The sequence below is a fragment of the Brevundimonas fluminis genome, assembly GCF_003934285.1.
GTDB classification, from domain to species: Bacteria; Pseudomonadota; Alphaproteobacteria; order Caulobacterales; family Caulobacteraceae; genus Brevundimonas; species Brevundimonas fluminis.
The window spans coordinates 84,662-99,277 of record NZ_RQWJ01000004.1 but is presented as its reverse complement, the minus strand read 5'-3'; the positions used below and the strand labels follow the sequence as shown (position 1 = coordinate 99,277).

The 14,616-nt window shown below is 70.8% G+C and carries 17 protein-coding genes; 8 read left to right on the top strand and 9 right to left on the bottom strand.

Going from position 1 to position 14,616, the window contains the following annotated elements; translation table 11 throughout:
• Positions 1-32: 32 nt before the first annotated feature.
• From EFJ44_RS09335 to EFJ44_RS09325, 4 genes are all read left to right on the top strand, one after another.
• On the top strand, positions 33-587 hold the full coding sequence (locus tag EFJ44_RS09335) for a fasciclin domain-containing protein (protein ID WP_125256955.1): 555 nt from the start codon (positions 33-35) through the stop codon (positions 585-587).
• A gap of 224 nt (positions 588-811) precedes the next feature.
• Entirely contained in the window at positions 812-1,024 is a 213-nt protein-coding gene (locus tag EFJ44_RS09330; protein ID WP_125256954.1) for a cold-shock protein, read from the top strand.
• A gap of 6 nt (positions 1,025-1,030) precedes the next feature.
• Positions 1,031-1,273 carry a translation initiation factor IF-1 gene (locus EFJ44_RS13855; RefSeq protein ID WP_164511897.1) on the top strand — a complete coding sequence of 81 codons (243 nt, stop codon included), beginning with the start codon at positions 1,031-1,033 and terminating at the stop codon, positions 1,271-1,273.
• A 25-nt stretch (positions 1,274-1,298) separates the two neighbouring features.
• A complete protein-coding gene (locus EFJ44_RS09325; protein WP_125256953.1) occupies positions 1,299-1,550 on the top strand; it encodes a hypothetical protein in 252 nt (83 codons plus the stop codon).
• 4 nt (positions 1,551-1,554) lie between these two features.
• Here the strand turns inward: EFJ44_RS09325 and EFJ44_RS09320 are convergent, their stop codons facing one another.
• From EFJ44_RS09320 to EFJ44_RS09285, 8 genes are all read right to left on the bottom strand, one after another.
• Positions 1,555-2,715, bottom strand: coding sequence for a cystathionine gamma-synthase (locus EFJ44_RS09320; RefSeq protein ID WP_125256952.1), 1,161 nt, complete (start codon positions 2,713-2,715; stop codon positions 1,555-1,557).
• The gene (locus EFJ44_RS09315) at positions 2,712-3,440 is read right to left on the bottom strand and encodes an alpha/beta hydrolase family protein (protein ID WP_125256951.1); all 729 of its coding nucleotides are present in this window, start codon (positions 3,438-3,440) and stop codon (positions 2,712-2,714) included. Before EFJ44_RS09315 ends, EFJ44_RS09320 begins: the two co-directional genes overlap by 4 nt.
• Positions 3,441-3,451: 11 nt before the next feature.
• Positions 3,452-4,186, bottom strand: a complete 735-nt coding sequence (locus EFJ44_RS09310; protein WP_125256950.1) for a dienelactone hydrolase family protein — start codon at positions 4,184-4,186, stop codon at positions 3,452-3,454.
• Positions 4,183-4,941 (bottom strand): dienelactone hydrolase family protein, encoded by a 759-nt coding sequence (locus tag EFJ44_RS09305; RefSeq protein WP_164511896.1) that lies wholly within the window; start codon positions 4,939-4,941, stop codon positions 4,183-4,185. Before EFJ44_RS09305 ends, EFJ44_RS09310 begins: the two co-directional genes overlap by 4 nt.
• A gap of 7 nt (positions 4,942-4,948) precedes the next feature.
• The gene (locus EFJ44_RS09300; protein ID WP_164511895.1) at positions 4,949-5,740 is read right to left on the bottom strand and encodes an alpha/beta hydrolase family protein; all 792 of its coding nucleotides are present in this window, start codon (positions 5,738-5,740) and stop codon (positions 4,949-4,951) included.
• Positions 5,741-5,846: 106 nt separating this feature from the next.
• Entirely contained in the window at positions 5,847-6,653 is an 807-nt protein-coding gene (locus EFJ44_RS09295) for an alpha/beta fold hydrolase (protein ID WP_125256947.1), read from the bottom strand.
• Between the two features lie 106 nt (positions 6,654-6,759).
• Positions 6,760-8,160, bottom strand: coding sequence for a pyridoxal-phosphate dependent enzyme (locus EFJ44_RS09290; RefSeq protein WP_125256946.1), 1,401 nt, complete (start codon positions 8,158-8,160; stop codon positions 6,760-6,762).
• A gap of 75 nt (positions 8,161-8,235) precedes the next feature.
• Entirely contained in the window at positions 8,236-8,586 is a 351-nt protein-coding gene (locus EFJ44_RS09285; RefSeq protein ID WP_125256945.1) for a hypothetical protein, read from the bottom strand.
• Between the two features lie 104 nt (positions 8,587-8,690).
• Here EFJ44_RS09285 and rnr point away from each other — a divergent pair, with 104 nt between their 5' ends.
• From rnr to EFJ44_RS09265, 4 genes are read left to right on the top strand one after another with little or no spacing between them, the layout of a single operon-like run.
• Positions 8,691-11,009, top strand: coding sequence for a ribonuclease R (gene rnr / locus EFJ44_RS09280; protein ID WP_125256944.1), 2,319 nt, complete (start codon positions 8,691-8,693; stop codon positions 11,007-11,009).
• Positions 11,010-11,065: 56 nt separating this feature from the next.
• Entirely contained in the window at positions 11,066-11,701 is a 636-nt protein-coding gene (locus tag EFJ44_RS09275) for an NUDIX hydrolase (protein WP_125256943.1), read from the top strand.
• 31 nt (positions 11,702-11,732) lie between these two features.
• Positions 11,733-13,586, top strand: a complete 1,854-nt coding sequence (locus tag EFJ44_RS09270; RefSeq protein ID WP_125256942.1) for a sulfotransferase — start codon at positions 11,733-11,735, stop codon at positions 13,584-13,586.
• Complete coding sequence (locus EFJ44_RS09265) at positions 13,583-13,990, top strand: DUF5990 family protein (protein ID WP_125256941.1); 408 nt, start codon at positions 13,583-13,585, stop codon at positions 13,988-13,990. The genes EFJ44_RS09270 and EFJ44_RS09265 overlap by 4 nt, the downstream gene beginning before the upstream one ends.
• Here EFJ44_RS09265 and EFJ44_RS09260 read toward each other — a convergent pair.
• Positions 13,965-14,531 (bottom strand): hypothetical protein, encoded by a 567-nt coding sequence (locus EFJ44_RS09260; protein WP_125256940.1) that lies wholly within the window; start codon positions 14,529-14,531, stop codon positions 13,965-13,967. The genes EFJ44_RS09265 and EFJ44_RS09260 overlap by 26 nt on opposite strands.
• Between the last annotated feature and the right edge of the window lie 85 nt (positions 14,532-14,616).

The following is a 14,616-nucleotide window of genomic DNA, read 5'->3' as shown; positions in this document are numbered from 1 at the left end:
ATGACCCGTCTCAGGAAACAAGAGGCCTCCCCATGAAGAAGACCCCGATGATGCTGAGCGTCGCCGCCGCCCTGGCCGTGGCCGGCGTGACCCCGACCGTCGCCCGTGACTTCGCCGATCCGATCGTCCAGCCCGCCCAGGCGAAGACGGTCGTGGACGTGGCCGTCGGCTCGCCGGACCACACCACTCTGGTGTCGGCCGTGCAGGCCGCCGGTCTGGTCGAGACCCTGTCGGGTCCGGGCCCGTTCACCGTCTTCGCGCCGACCAACGCGGCCTTCGCCAGGGTGCCGGCGGAGACGCTGCAGGCCGCCCTGCGCCCGGAGAACCGCGCCCTGCTGACGGGCGTGCTGACCTATCACGTGGTGCCGGGCAAGGTTCTGGCGGCCGATCTGATCAAGCTGATCCAGGACGGCGGCGGCCAGGCGACGGTCACGACCGTGCAGGGCGCCGCCCTGACGGCCCGCGTCGTGGGCGGCGGCGTGGTGCTGACCGACGGGACCGGCGCCCAGATCCGCGTCACGGCGACCGACCTGACGGCCGACAACGGCGTGGTGCACGTCGTCGACGGCGTGCTGATGCCGAACTGAGGCGAAGGGTCGGGCGGCCGGCCACGGCCGCCCGACGGTCTTTATCCGACGCCCGGCCTTGCCTTGAGGCTTCAAAGCGCCCAATTGATCCTTCGTCGACATCTCGTTTGCGAAACGCTGCTGCCCCTTTGCATCGCGCACCGAGGTTACGCCGATCCCATCCCAGACCCGACAGGCCACCGGAGAATCCTCTTCGTGGCCAATGCCTTATCGGAGGTCATGATATGGCGACCGGCACTGTGAAATGGTACAACTCCACCAAGGGCTACGGCTTCATCCAGCCTGACGACGGCGGCAAGGACGTGTTCGTCCACGCCTCGGCGGTCGAGGTTTCCGACCTGGGCAGCCTGAACGAGAACCAGAAGATCTCGTACGAAGTCGAGCGCGACGCCCGTTCCGGCAAGGAATCGGCGGGACGTCTGAAGGCGGCCGAGTAGGCCGTCTTGCCCGTCGATCCGGGCCGTCCCTCTCCGGCCGGCGCCCCGCGGCCCATCGCCTTCGAAGGCGACGTCGTGGGACTTCTGCCTCTGGGACTGCGCCGGGTCCGCCTGACCAACGGCCACGTCGTCACGGCCCTGCCCGCCCGCGGGAAGGCCGAGGCGCCGTCGCTGGTCGGGGACCGGGTGACCATCGAGATCGCCTTCAATCAGCTGAAGGGCTGGCGTCTTTCCGGACGCCGGCCCTGAGGCCGCCACCTAACAGGAGCTGCCCATGACCCCGCTGAGCGAACGCGTTCCTCTGATGAACGACGACGACCTGAAGATCCTGCGCGCCAACGCCGAACGACTGATCGCGCACGGAACGGGAACCCAGATGACCGCGGCGGCGGAGCTTCTTCCCGTGATCGACGAAGAGCGCGCGCGTCGGGCCGCACTGCCCCCCGTGCCGGTCGTGCGCAAGGCGCCGGTGCGCAAGAAGAAGGAACTGCCGGCGACCGGGCATCAGACCGCTTTGCCGGGCTGACGCCTCAGCCCAGCGCCTGGTCCAGATCGGCGATCAGGTCCTCGACGTCCTCCACGCCGACCGACAGGCGGATCAGATTTTCGGTGACGCCGCCGGCCTCGCGCAGCTCCTTCGGCACGCTGGCGTGGGTCATGATGGCGGGGTGGTTGACCAGGCTTTCGACGCCGCCCAGCGATTCCGCCAGGGTGAAGACCTGCACCCGCTCCAGCACCTGACGCGTGCGGGCCAGGTCGCCGTCGATGATCGCCGTGACCATGCCGCCGAAGCGGCCGTTCATCTGCCGCGCCGCCAGATCGTGCTGGGGGTGGGAGATCAGACCCGGATAGACGACCCGGGCCACGCCCTTGCGGTCTTCCAGCCAGCGGGCGACGGCCAGGGCGTTCTCGTTGTGCGCCTTCATCCGCACGCCCAGGGTCTTCAGACCACGGTTGGCAAGGAAGGCGTCGAACGGCCCCATCACGCCGCCGACGGAATTCTGCAGGAACTTGAGCTGCGTCGCGAGTTCGGCGTTCGCCGTCACCAGGGCCCCGCCGATGACGTCGGAGTGGCCGTTCAGGTATTTGGTCGCCGAGTGCATGACCACGTCGGCGCCCAGCGACAACGGCTGCTGGCTCCACGGCGTGGCGAATGTGTTGTCGACCACCAGGATCAGGCCGTGGGCCCTGGCGATCCTCGACAGGCCCTGAATGTCCGCCAGCTTCATCAGCGGATTGGTCGGCGTCTCGGCCCAGATCATCCTCGTCTTCGGCGTGATGGCGGCTTCGACGGCCGACAGGTCGCTGAAGTCGACGTAGGCGAAGTCCAGCCCCGCCGAGCGCCGCCGCACCCGTTCGAACAGCCGCCAGGAGCCGCCGTACAGGTCGTCGCCGGTGACGATGTGCGAGCCGGCGTCCAGCAACTCCAGCGCCGTGGAGGTCGCCGCCATCCCGGAGGCGAAGCCGAAGGCGTGCGTGCCCCCCTCCAGGTCAGCCAGACAGGCCTCGAACGCCTCGCGCGTCGGGTTCTTGCCGCGCGCGTACTCATAGCCCTTGTTCACGCCCGGACTTTCCTGGGCGTAGGTCGAGGTCGCGTAGATCGGCGTCATGACCGCGCCGGTCGTTGGGTCGGGCCTCTGACCCGCGTGGATGGCGCGGGTCGAAAAGCCCTGACGGTTGCGGATGGTCATCGAATCTCCCGGCCGACGTTCGAGGCGTAGAACTGGGCCGAGACCTGGAAGATTTCCACCCATTCCTGCGGCCGGAACAGGTGACCCGCCCCCACGATCGTGTGTTCGCGCACCGGGACGTCGCGATCGCGGAGGAAGTCGATCCACGCGTCGGTGTTGCGCGGCAGGACATGGGTGTCGTTCTGGGCACGGATCATCAGCACCGGAATCCGCCGACGCGGGGCCCGCGGCGTATAGACGTCGACGCCGCCCGCCAGCCCTATCGCGGCCGCCGCGCGGCTGTTGCCCAGCGCCCCGTCGACGGCGACGTAGGACCCCAGCGAATAGCCGAACATGGCCGTGCGCCGCCGGTCGATCCCGCGGGCGATGAACCAGTCGACCGCGTGCTCGCCGACGTCGCGCCACGCCTCCATCATGGCCGGCGGGCGTATCCCGTCATCCGGCCAGGCGTCGGTGTAGAGCGGCGTCAGGACCTCGTAGCCGTCGCCCGCGAACTGCATGGCCAGATCGTGCCATGGCCCGTCGTTGCGGATGCGGCCGCCCGAGCCGTGCATCATGACGATGGCCGACTTCCGCTCGGCGCCCAGCGGGCGATAGTGGATGGCGCGGATGTCCTTGCCGTGGCTGCGGAAGGTCATCCCCGCATAGGTCAGCAGCGGCTCCTGCGCCGCCGCCGGCGCCGCGCCCAGCGCGACCAGCCCGCCCAGCACGGCGCGTCGTCTCATCGGGGCCTCCTTCAGGCGAGGTGTGGCCGGGCGAAGCGTTCCGCGCGCCCGAAGATCTCGCTCCACTCCGAAGGCTCGAACACATGGTTGCCGGAGTCCAGCACGTGGGTCTCGACGCGGACGCCCGCGTCGCGCATCCGGCGCTGCCAGGCCCGGGTCGAGGCGGGCGGCACGACGGGATCGGCGTCGGCGTAGATCAGCAGCACCGGCGGCCGGTGCGTGATCGCCTCGACCGGCAGGTCCCCGCCCGAGGCGATGCCCACGGCGCAGCGGAAGCCGGGTCGGGTCAGGGCGGTCTCCGTCGCCAGCCAGCCCCCCCGGGAGAACCCCATCAGGGCCACCCTGCCCGCGCCGACGCCGTGCGCGGCGGCCAGCCAGTCGGCGCAGTCGGCGACCAGTTCGGCCCATCGCGCCCGGTTTCGCGGGCTCGGCTCGGGCGTCGCGCCCAGATAGTTGGGCATGACGACGACGTAGCCGCGCTCGGTCATGCGCACGGCGTCGCGCCAGAAGCGCGGCAGGTCGTTGTTCGTGCCGCCGCCGCCGTTCAGCAGGATCACGCCCGCCCCGCGCATGGCCCCGCCGGGCCGGGTCGGGGTGAAGAGGACGGCCGCCACCTCCTGGCCCGCGCTGACGAAGGCGGTCAGCGCCACGCCGGGCGCCATCTCCTGCGCGCGGGCGGAAGCGGTCCCCGGCAGTGCGGCGGCCAGCGGCAGGCCCGCAAGCACCTCACGGCGGTTCGGCATCATGGCGCGGCGTCCGGCATGGCGGCGTCCAGAAAAGCGGTCGTCTCCGAGAAGATGCCGCACCACGTCGCCCTGTCAAAGAAATGGCCCGACCAGACCAGTTCGTGCACCCGCACGGCGGCGCCCCGCCGCTCCAGCCCGCCCGCCCACTGCCGCGTCGACACCGGCGAGATCACGGGATCCCGCTCGGCGTGAATGAGAAGCAGCGGCGTCCCGCGCCGGTCGCGCAGGGGCTCGCCCACGTCCAGGCCCGCCGCCACGGCGATCCCGGCCGACCAGACCGGCTCCTCCATCGCCGCCTCGACCGCCAGAAAACCCCCGAGGGAGTAGCCCATGACCGCGACCCGGCCCGCCTCCATGCCCGGCCGCCGCCGCAGCCAGCCGGCGCCGTCGTGCGCCACGCGCCGCCAGACCCGCAGATCGCGGCTGGTCCGGCGTTCGGGCGGGTCCAGCGCGTCGTAATAGGCCGGAGCCAGCACGTGCCAGCCTCGCGCCGCCAGCTGCAGGAGATGCGGATCGAACACCGGCGCGTCCTGACGCAGTCCGCCCGCGCCGTGCAGCAGGACCAGCGCCCGGCCGTTCGGCCGGCCGGGGACATAGTGCAGGGCCCGGATCGCGCGCCCGCCGCTGACGTACTCGACCGTCGCCCGCGTCGCGGGACCGGCCATGTCGCCGGGGCAGGAGTCGACCTGGGCGACGGCGGGCGCGGTCCCCACGGCGGTCGTCAGCAGAGCCAGGGCGACCAGCCGGGCCTTCATGGCGCGGTCAGGCCGACGGCGCCGGTAGGAAGTGGGTTTCCAGGAACCGCCGCGTGCGCCCGAAGACGTGGCACCAGGTCGGGGCGTCCAGCTCATGCTGCTGGCGGTCCAGAAGCTCGGTCTCCACCGTCGCCCCGCGCACCGAGAGATTCCTGCCCAGCGCCTCCATGGAGCGGACGCTGACCGACCGGTCCGATCGCCCGTGCATCAGCAGGATCGGGATCGGCCGCGAGCCGCGGGAGGCGTGCTCGAAGATGTCCGTTCCCGCCGAAACCCCGATGGCCCCCGCCGCCGCGCCGTAGTCGGTCAGCGAGCCGTCGGTGGCCAGGTAGCCGCCCAGCGAATACCCCCACAGGACGACCTTCTGCGGATCGACGCCGGGCTGCGACGCCAGGAAGCGGACGGCCTCGCCCGAGGCCTGGGACCACTCCTTCATGTCGTCCCCGTTGAACCGCTGTCGCCAGGGTCGGGCGTCGAAGTAGCTGGGCATCAGAACGGTGTAGCCGCGCGAGGCCAGCTGGATGGCGTGGGGGTCGAACAGCGGTCCGTGCCCGCCCAGACCCATGAAGCCGTGCAGCAGCACGATGCCGACGCCGTTCTCCGTCCCAGGACGCGGCTTGTAGAAGAGGGCCGGGATGGCCTTGCCCCGATACTGGTAGGTGATGGAGTCGCGGGTCGCATTGTGCCGGACGTCGTCGGCGCAACCGGCCATGGACGCGGGCGCCTGGGCCAAGGCCGCGCCGGCGCCGAAGAGCGCCGCCGCAGCGGCGAAGGATGCGAGAAAACGGGAAGTCGTCATGTCGGCCTGCCCCACCATTCACGAAAGGCCGACAGGCTTCACCACAATTTCGCCCTAGTCCAGCAAGTTCGCCGCAAAGTCGCCACGAATGGCGACGGCGGTCGTGTCAGTCGCCGGCCGAGAGGCGCGATCTGTCGAAATGGGCACGCGAATGGTCGAAGACCGCGCACCATTCCGCCCCGGCCCAGCTTTCCCACGGAACTCCAATGCGGATTTCCTCGACCACGCCCCCGTCCTCACGGATCGCATCGGCCATGGCCCGCCCCTGCGCGGCCGGAAACAGGGCGTCAGGCGCGTAGATCAGAAGGAAGGGGCGGCCCAGACCTTCAGCGGAATCCTGCGGCCTGCCGCCGATCTGGACGGCGATCGCCCCGCCGACCGGGCTGCCCCGTTCCAGCGCCGCGGCGACCGCGACGCCGCCCCCTCGCGTGTGTCCCCAAAGATGCACCTGACGCTGGGACACGCCCCGCTCCGCCGCCAGAGCCTCGGCGGCGTCCAGCGCCACCCGTCGCCACGTCCGATGCGCCGCCCGGGCTCGAGCCGGCTCGGGGTCCCGTCCATCGTCGGCCGCCAGATAGAAGGGCAGCAGCACCGAGACGCCCCGGGACGCCAACTGGAGGGCGTGATCGTCCAGATAGATCATCTCGCCCGCGACGTCGCGGCCATGAAGGATGACCACCGCCGTCGAGGCGTGCGGCACGCCCTGCGGCTCGTACAGGATCGCCGGAATGTCCTTGCCGCCGCTGGCGAAGGTGATGCTCGCGCGCGTGGCGGCCAGAGGCACGTCCTGACCGCAGCCGGGCATACCGACCGGGGTCGTCCGCGTCGGCGGGATCGACTGGGCGTGCGCGGGGGCCGCCAGGTGCAGAGCCGCGGTCGCGGCGAAGAATGCGAGGAAACGGGAAGTCGTCATGTCGGCCTGCCCCACCGTTCAGGAGAGGGGGACAGGCTTCACCGCAATTTCGCCCCAGTCCAGCCGGTTCGCCGCAAGGTCGCCACGAATGGCGACGGGTTCCGGCTCATCGGTTCAGGCTGAGGTGGTTGATGAGATCCGTGCGGGTGATCAGGCCGACGAACCGCTCGCCATCCAGCACGATGGCCACGCGGTCCCGATCGAACAGGGGGATCAGGGCGTCCAGCGGCTCATTGACCTGAACCGTGTCCAGATCTCGGGTCATGGCCGAGGAGACGGGCTTGGCGAAACGCTCCTTGCGCGTGATCTCGTCCGTGTCGAGCACGTGGACGATGTCGCTCTCGTCCAGGATGCCGACCAGCCGTCCGTCCTGAAGCACGGGCAGCTGCGACACGTCCGAGCCGCGCATGCGCTTGAACGCGGTGTCCAGCGTGTCGTCGGGACCGACCACGACCACTCCGCCCTCCTCCGGCCGCCGGGTGATCAGGTCGCTGAGGTCGCCGTGGATCGGCCGGTCGGTCAGCCCCTGATCGGCCAGCCAGGCGTCGTTGTAGACCTTGGAAAGGTATTTGGCGCCGGTATCGCAGACGAAGGTGACGCACGTCTTCGGCTCGGTCTGTTCGCGGCACCAGCGCAGGGCCGCGGCGATCAGCGTGCCCGACGACGAGCCCGCCAGGATGCCTTCCTTCAGCAGCAGTTCGCGCACGGTGGCGATCGCCTCGGCGTCCGGGATGGAATAGGCCTTGTCGATCAGGGTGACGTCCGCCGTGTCGGGGACGAAGTTCTGGCCGATGCCCTCGACCGTGTAGCTGCCCTCAGGCCCGGGCACCCCCTCGTTGACGATCCCGGCCAGGGTTGAGCCGACGGGGTCGGCGAGGATGATCTCCGCGTCCGAGCCCACCGACTTCAGATAGCGGGCGATGCCGGTGATGGTGCCGCCGGAGCCGATGCCGGCCACCAGCGCGCCGACGTCACCGCCCGTCTGGGCCCAGATCTCGGGGCCCGTGGTCTCGAAATGGGCGGCGGAGTTGGCGTCGTTGGCGAACTGGTTGACGTAGAAGCCGCCGGGAATCTGCTGGGCCAGCCGTTCGGCCATGTCGGTGTAGTATTCCGGGTGCCCGTGCGGCACGTCCGAGCGGGTCAGCCGCACGTCGGCGCCCATGGCGCGCAGGTGCTGGATCTTCTCCTTCGACATCTTGTCGGGGATGACCAGCAGGACCTTGTAGCCCTTGGCCTGCCCCACCAGCGCAAGCGCCAGGCCGGTGTTGCCGGCGGTCGCCTCGACAATCGTGCCGCCGGGCTTCAGGAAGCCTTCGCGCTCGGCCGCGGCGATCATCGACAGGGCGATGCGGTCCTTGATCGAGCCGCCCGGGTTCTGGGATTCCAGCTTCAGGAACAGGCGGCATTTGCCCGTGTCCAGCCGCGTCGCCTCGACCATGGGCGTGGCGCCGATGAGGTCGAGCAGCGAGCCGGACGGCGCGCTGACGGTCGGGGCGGCGGTGGGCATGGGACGGGCGACTCCGGTTGACGAACGCGCGCGAGGCTGGGCGCGCGCCGTCCCGGGGTCAAGCCGCCGGGCGGGTCAGATGGCGCTCATGTAGCGCTGCAGGCAGGGATCGAGCTCGCGACCCACGACGGCCTCGGAGTCGGGCAGGCTGGCCTCCAGCCAGACGTTCAGAGCCTGTCCGCTGGCGTCGACCGCGATTCCCTCGCGGCGCGCGGCGGCCAGCCGATCGTCGTCGGCGGCCTTCATCAGGCGCCCGGCGGCGGCGGCGGTCTCCTGGTTCTCGGGGGTGGGATCCGCCTCGGCCGCCTGGGTCATCAGGATGTTGGCGAACAGGAAGACGCCCGTGCAGGTCACGGCCTGCTCGTGCGTCACGGGATCCTGCGGCGCCAGCAGGGCGGCGGTCAGGGCGAGGGCGACTAAGGACATGACGGGCTCCGGATGACGTCGGAGCAGGATGGCCAAGTCGGCCCTTCGCCACAATCCGATCAAAGCTGACGACGCGGACGGCCGAAGCGCGTTATGTCGGGACGATGAGCAAACCCCCGAAACGCCCCGCCGCCGGACTGCCGGACAAGGAGACGCTGCTGGCCTTCCTGCGCGAGGCGGGGTCGGCCGAGAGGACGGACATCGCGAAGCATTTCGGCCTGAAGGGCGGCGAACGGCGGGCCCTGCGCGAGATGATCCGCGAGCTGGAGGCCGAAGGTGCGCTGGGCAAGCGCGGCCGCAAGGGATTCTCGCCCGCCGGCGACCTGCCCCCCGTGGGCGTCGCCGACGTGGTCGAGCGCGACGTGGACGGCGAGTTCTACGTACGGCTGGTCGACGCGTCCGACGACGCGCCGCGCGCGCTCCTGATGCCCGACAGGACGGGCAAGACCGGCCCGGCGCCCGGCATGGGCGACCGGCTGCTGGTCCGGTTCTCAAGGGCGGAGGACGGCTGGGAGGCGCGGCTGATCAAGCGCCTGGACTCCGGAGCCAACAAGGTCTTGGGCGTGGTCCGCAAGTCGAACCGCGAGGTGCGGGTCGAGCCGGTGGACCGGCGGTCGAAGGACGTCCTGCTCATCCCGCCCCTGCTGGCCGAGGGGCTGAAGGACGGCGATCTGGTCGTGGCCGCCATCGAGAAGGGCGAGCACCGCTATGGCCCGAAGCGCGGCAAGGTGCTGGAGACCATCGGCCGCGAGGACGATCCCCGCGCCGCCAGCCTCATCGCCATCGCCGCCCACAACGTGCCGATGGGCTTCTCCGAAGCGGTCGAGCGCGAGGCGGAAGATCAGGAGCTGCCCTCCCTGAAGGGCCGCGAGGACCTGCGCGAGCTGCCTCTGATCACCATTGATCCGGTGGACGCCCGCGACCATGACGACGCCGTCTACGCTCACCGCGACGAGGATCCGAAGAATCCCAACGGCTGGGTCGTCTGGGTCGCCATCGCCGACGTCGCCGCCTACGTCCGGCCCGGCTCGGCGCTGGACCGGGAGGCGCGCGACAAGGGCAATTCGACCTATTTCCCGGACCGCGTCGAGCCGATGCTCCCGGAGGTGCTGTCGAACGGCCTGTGCAGCCTCAAGGCCGGCGAGAACCGCGCCTGCATGGCGGTGCGCATGGTCTTCGACGAAAACGGCCGGAAGACCGGCCATCGCTTCGTCCGCGGACTGATGAGATCGCACGCCAAGCTGTCTTACGAGCAGGCGCAGGCGGCCATCGACGGGCAGACGGACGACGCGACCGGCCCGATCATGGAGGCGATCCTCTACCCGCTGTGGAACGCCTATCGCTGCATGCTGAGGGGCCGGCTGAAGCGCAGCCCGCTGCAGATCGAGAGTCAGGAGCGGCGCATCCGCATGGCCCCCGACGGCGGCATCGCCTCCATCGAGGCGCGGGTGTCGCTGGAGGCGCACCGGCTGATCGAGGAGATGATGGTGCAGGCCAACGTCTGCGCCGCCGAGACGCTGGAGCAGAAGAAGACGCCGCTGATCTATCGCGTCCACGACGCGCCCAGCCAGGAGAAGCTGTTCAACCTGGCCGACTTCCTGCAGACCCTGGGCATCCCCTGGACCAAGGGCGAGCCGGCGACGACCAGACGGTTCAACAAGCTGCTGGACCAGACGCGCGAGGGGCCGCATGCGGAGGTCGTCAACGAGGTGGTGCTGCGCACCCAGATGCAGGCGATCTATTCGCCCGAGAACGTGGGCCATTTCGGTCTGAACCTCGATCGCTACGCCCACTTCACCTCGCCGATCCGGCGCTACTCCGACCTGATCGTGCATCGGGGACTGATCCGCGCGCTGGGCTTCGGCAAGGACGGGCTGACGGACCGCGAGATCGCCGAGCTGGCGTCGATCGCCGAGCAGGTGACCACGACCGAGCGCCGCTCGATGGCGGCCGAGCGCGACGCCATGGACCGCTACGTCGCCGCCTTCCTGCAGGATCGGGTCGGCTCGATGTTCCGTGGGCGGATCACCGGGGTGACGCGCTTCGGCCTGTTCGTGCGCCTGGAGGAGACGGGCGCCGACGGACTGGTGCCCGTGTCGTCGCTGGGCGGGGAGTACTTCACCCACGACGACCGAACCCATGCCCTGGTCGGCGGCCGGACCGGGGTGCGCTGGACGCTGGGCAAGCCGGTCGAGGTCAGGCTGGTGGAGGCCACGCCGGTGACGGGCGGGCTGCTGTTCGAGATGCTGTCCGACCCCGACCCCCGCGATCCCAATGCGCCCGCTCCGCGACTGGGCATGAGGGGCCGGGGCGGGGACGGCCCGCCGACGCGCGGCAAGGGACGGCCGGGCGGACCCAAACCGCGCGCGGGCGGCAGGCCGTCAGGCGGGCTGAAGGGGGTTCGCAAGGGCAAGCGGCGGTGACGCAGCCCTTCGACGCCGATCAGGATCTGAGAGACGCGCCACGGACGGGCGGACGGATGCGGCCGCGAGACGCGGCGACGCTGATCCTGACGCGTGGCACCGGCGTCCGGGCCGAGGTGCTTATGGGTCGCCGCGCGGCCGGCCACGTCTTCATGGCCGGCAAATGGGTGTTCCCCGGCGGGCGGGTGGACCGGGCCGACGGACGCGCCGCGTCGGCGTCCGATCCGACCGGCGAGACGCGGGCGCGGCTGGAGACGGAGGTCGGCGCGTACCGGGCGCGGGCCCTGATGCTGGCCGCCGTGCGCGAGACCTTCGAGGAGACGGGACTGAGGCTGGCCCGGCCCGCGCCGCCAGCCGGCGTCGCCGGCCCCTGGCGGGAGTTCCGGGCCGGCGGCGCCCTGCCCGACCTCGCGGCCATGAGCTACGTCGCCCGGGCCATCACCCCGCCGGGACGCAGCCGTCGCTTCGACGCCCGGTTCTTCCGTGCCGACGCTTCGGCGCTGATGGACGATCGCCCGCGCCCTGCGGCGGACGAGCTGGAGGACGTCGCCTGGCTGAAAGCGGACGACGCCCTGTCGCGCGATCTGGCGGCGATCACGCGCTTCGTGCTGAACGCCGCGCTGGACGACCGCGCCGAGGGTCTGCCGTTCGTCAGGCAGGTGCGGGGACAGCACCGGATCGAACGTCTTTGACCCTGCCCGCCCCGGCCGGTATCCGTTCGGAATGAAGCTCAAGGCTCCCTTCATCAAACTGCCCTTCACCTTCGACGTGGAGCGGCTGAGGGCCGAGGTGCTGGCCTTCCCGGCCGAGGCCTGGGCGCCGCACCCGAACAACATTCCCGGCAACAGCGCCCTGCGCCTGATCACCGTCGGCGGGACCGAGAACGACGACGTCGCCGGGGCCATGGCGCCGACGCCGCACCTGCTGGCCGCGCCCTATCTGCAGCAGGTGCTCAGCCACTTCGGCGTGGTGTGGAGCCGGTCGCGCCTGATGAAGCTGGGCCCGGGGTCCGAGGTGCCGACGCATACGGACGTGAACTATCACTGGTTCCACCGGGTGCGGATGCACATCCCCATCGTCACCACGCCGGACGTGAAATTCCATTGCGACGACCAGGTGGTGAACATGGCCGCGGGGGAGTCGTGGATCTTCGACAACTGGCGCACGCACCGCGTCGTCAACGGCTCGGACGTCGAGCGCATCCATCTGGTGGCGGACACCACCGGCAACGCCCGGTTCTGGGACATGGCGGACGCGGCGGCCGACGGCCCCCTCGGGGCGCGGCTGGTGCCGTATCGGCCGGGCGAGAAGGCGCCGCTGGCCTTCGAGCGCTTCAACGTCCACCGCGTCATGCCGCCGTCCGAGATCGACCAGCTGCTGTCTGACCTGGTCTCCGAGACGGTCTCGGTGAAGGGCGGGGCAGCCGGCGAGGCGGAGGTGCGGGCGCTGGAGCGGGCCTGCTGGGGCTTCCGTCAGGACTGGCGCCAGCTCTGGTCCCTGTTCGCCGACGAGGACCGGGGGGTCCCCCACTACCGCAAGCGCATCGACGCCTTCCTGCAGCAGGTGCGGGGCCTTGGCGAGGATCTTCGCGTCGGGCCCAACGACATGCCGGTGCTGCGCGTCGCCGGCGCGCGGGTGGCCGCCTACGCCGTCAACGACGGGGCGCGGGGACAGGCGGCGGCGGCCGTGCCGGGACAGACCCCGGCGGGCGCGGCCGGGCCGGGGCCGTCGGTGCGCACCGTGCCGACCTATGACCGGCCGATCATCATCGTGGCGGCGCCGCGGTCGGGATCGACCGCCCTTTTCGAGACGCTGGCGGTGACGCCGCAGCTGCACACCGTGGGCGGCGAGGCGCACTGGCTGGCCGAGGGCTTTCCCCGGCTGCGTCCCGGCGCGCCGGGCGTCGACTCCAACCGGCTGACGGCGGCGCAGTTCGATCCGCAGATCGGCTTGGCCATGCACGCGCGCGTGGCCGAGAAGCTGGTGGACGGCGCGGGCGCGCCTTTCGCCAACCGGCCGTCGGTGCGGTTCCTGGAAAAAACGCCCAAGAACGCCCTGCGCATCCCCTTCTTCGACAAGGTGTTTCCGGACGCCCTCTACGTCTTCCTGTGGCGTGAGCCCGAGGAGAACGTCTCGAGCATCATCGACGCCTGGCGCTCGGGCGGCTGGGTCACCTATCCGCAGCTGCAGGGCTGGGACGGGCCGTGGTCGCTGCTGCTGCCGCAGGGCTGGCAGGGCCTGAAGGGCAAACCGGTCGAGGAGATCGCCGCGCATCAGTGGGCGGTCACCAACACGACCATCATGGACGATCTGGAAGCCCTGCCGGCCGGGCGGCGGCACGTGGTGCGCTATGCCGATTTCGTCGCCGCTCCGGGCAAGGTGATCGCCGGGATCGCGGCTTTCGCCGGCATCGAAATCGATGCGGCGCTGACGGAGCGGACCGGCGGCCCCCTGCCCGACTCGCGTCATACGCTTGAGCCGCCGCGGCCCGACAAGTGGAAGAAGAACGCCGACGAGATCGGCCGCGTCCTGCCGGGCCTGGAGGCCGTGCGCGAGAGGCTGCGGGCCTTCCGGTGACGGAGATCCGGGTCAGGCTGACCATCGACGATCCCGTCCCGGGCGTGCGCTACAGCCTGCAGAAGGACGACATGCCGTTCGAGCCGGTGACCGCCGGGGACGGCCCGCTCAGCTTCGACGTCCCGATCACCCTTCACGACGACGGGCGGTTGACCGGTCCGTTCGTGCGGCGCGAGGGCAAGGCGCGGCGGTTCGTCTACATCCGGATCGGCCAGTCGGCGGGGGACCACGCCACGCCGCTGAGCCGCCGGGCCAAGATCGACGTCCACGACATTCCGCCGACCCTGCTGGATCAGGCGCGCGCGGGCGCGGTGCTGGAGGTCGGACTTCCCGGCCGGGGCCGGGACGGCACGCCCGCCTGCGCCACCGTGCGCCCGATCAGGGGTTGGCGACCGGTCGACTGAGGTCGAAGGCGACGCGGAACAGGCGGCCGCCGGGACGGGCCAGTTCGTAGACGTATTCGCTGCCCGGCCGGATCTCGATCGCCCAGACGTTGGTGTTCGACACGGTCCGCCCCTCCCGCGTGAACAGGGCGATCGATTCGGCGTCGACGGGGAATTCCTGACGCTCCGCCGTGCCCGGCGTCGCCGTGTCGCCGCCGTACCAGGTCAGGACGTCGGGCGTGCCGTCGGCGTGGCGGTGGTCGTGCTTCAGGCGGAGGCCCGCGCCGGTCCGGGTGATCACCCAGGTGCGGGAATGATCCTCGCCGACGTGGAAGGGAATGCGGATCTCGGTGGCCGAACAGTCGCGCACGTGCATGACCAGCGCCTTGCCGGCGAAGTTCGGGTCGTTGGTGTCGTCGGCGGCGACGCGGCCGTGGAAGGTCCGGCCGCACAGCTCGGTCAGACGGGCGAAGAAGGCGTCCTGCGGCGTCTGAACGGGCGCGCTGGCGCAGGCGGACAGGGCCAGGAGGGCGGCGGGGATGAGGGCGATCAGGGCTTTCATGCGCTCACGCTAGCACGGCCGCGCCCCGGCGTTGACTTCCCGACGCGCCTGAGTATGTTCCGCGCCTCTCGTTTCCAGCGGCTTT

What these genes read in the sequence shown, in the direction of transcription:
- EFJ44_RS09335 (WP_125256955.1), top strand. Translation starts at nt 33, where the DNA reads ATGAAGAAGACCCCGATGATGCTGAGCGTCGCCGCCGCCCTGGCCGTG.
- EFJ44_RS09330 (WP_125256954.1), top strand. Translation starts at nt 812, where the DNA reads ATGGCGACCGGCACTGTGAAATGGTACAACTCCACCAAGGGCTACGGC.
- EFJ44_RS09325 (WP_125256953.1), top strand. Translation starts at nt 1,299, where the DNA reads ATGACCCCGCTGAGCGAACGCGTTCCTCTGATGAACGACGACGACCTG.
- EFJ44_RS09320 (WP_125256952.1), bottom strand. Translation starts at nt 2,715, where the DNA reads ATGACCATCCGCAACCGTCAGGGCTTTTCGACCCGCGCCATCCACGCG.
- EFJ44_RS09315 (WP_125256951.1), bottom strand. Translation starts at nt 3,440, where the DNA reads ATGAGACGACGCGCCGTGCTGGGCGGGCTGGTCGCGCTGGGCGCGGCG.
- EFJ44_RS09310 (WP_125256950.1), bottom strand. Translation starts at nt 4,186, where the DNA reads ATGATGCCGAACCGCCGTGAGGTGCTTGCGGGCCTGCCGCTGGCCGCC.
- EFJ44_RS09305 (WP_164511896.1), bottom strand. Translation starts at nt 4,941, where the DNA reads ATGAAGGCCCGGCTGGTCGCCCTGGCTCTGCTGACGACCGCCGTGGGG.
- EFJ44_RS09300 (WP_164511895.1), bottom strand. Translation starts at nt 5,740, where the DNA reads ATGACGACTTCCCGTTTTCTCGCATCCTTCGCCGCTGCGGCGGCGCTC.
- EFJ44_RS09295 (WP_125256947.1), bottom strand. Translation starts at nt 6,653, where the DNA reads ATGACGACTTCCCGTTTCCTCGCATTCTTCGCCGCGACCGCGGCTCTG.
- EFJ44_RS09290 (WP_125256946.1), bottom strand. Translation starts at nt 8,160, where the DNA reads ATGCCCACCGCCGCCCCGACCGTCAGCGCGCCGTCCGGCTCGCTGCTC.
- EFJ44_RS09285 (WP_125256945.1), bottom strand. Translation starts at nt 8,586, where the DNA reads ATGTCCTTAGTCGCCCTCGCCCTGACCGCCGCCCTGCTGGCGCCGCAG.
- rnr (WP_125256944.1), top strand. Translation starts at nt 8,691, where the DNA reads ATGAGCAAACCCCCGAAACGCCCCGCCGCCGGACTGCCGGACAAGGAG.
- EFJ44_RS09275 (WP_125256943.1), top strand. Translation starts at nt 11,066, where the DNA reads ATGCGGCCGCGAGACGCGGCGACGCTGATCCTGACGCGTGGCACCGGC.
- EFJ44_RS09270 (WP_125256942.1), top strand. Translation starts at nt 11,733, where the DNA reads ATGAAGCTCAAGGCTCCCTTCATCAAACTGCCCTTCACCTTCGACGTG.
- EFJ44_RS09260 (WP_125256940.1), bottom strand. Translation starts at nt 14,531, where the DNA reads ATGAAAGCCCTGATCGCCCTCATCCCCGCCGCCCTCCTGGCCCTGTCC.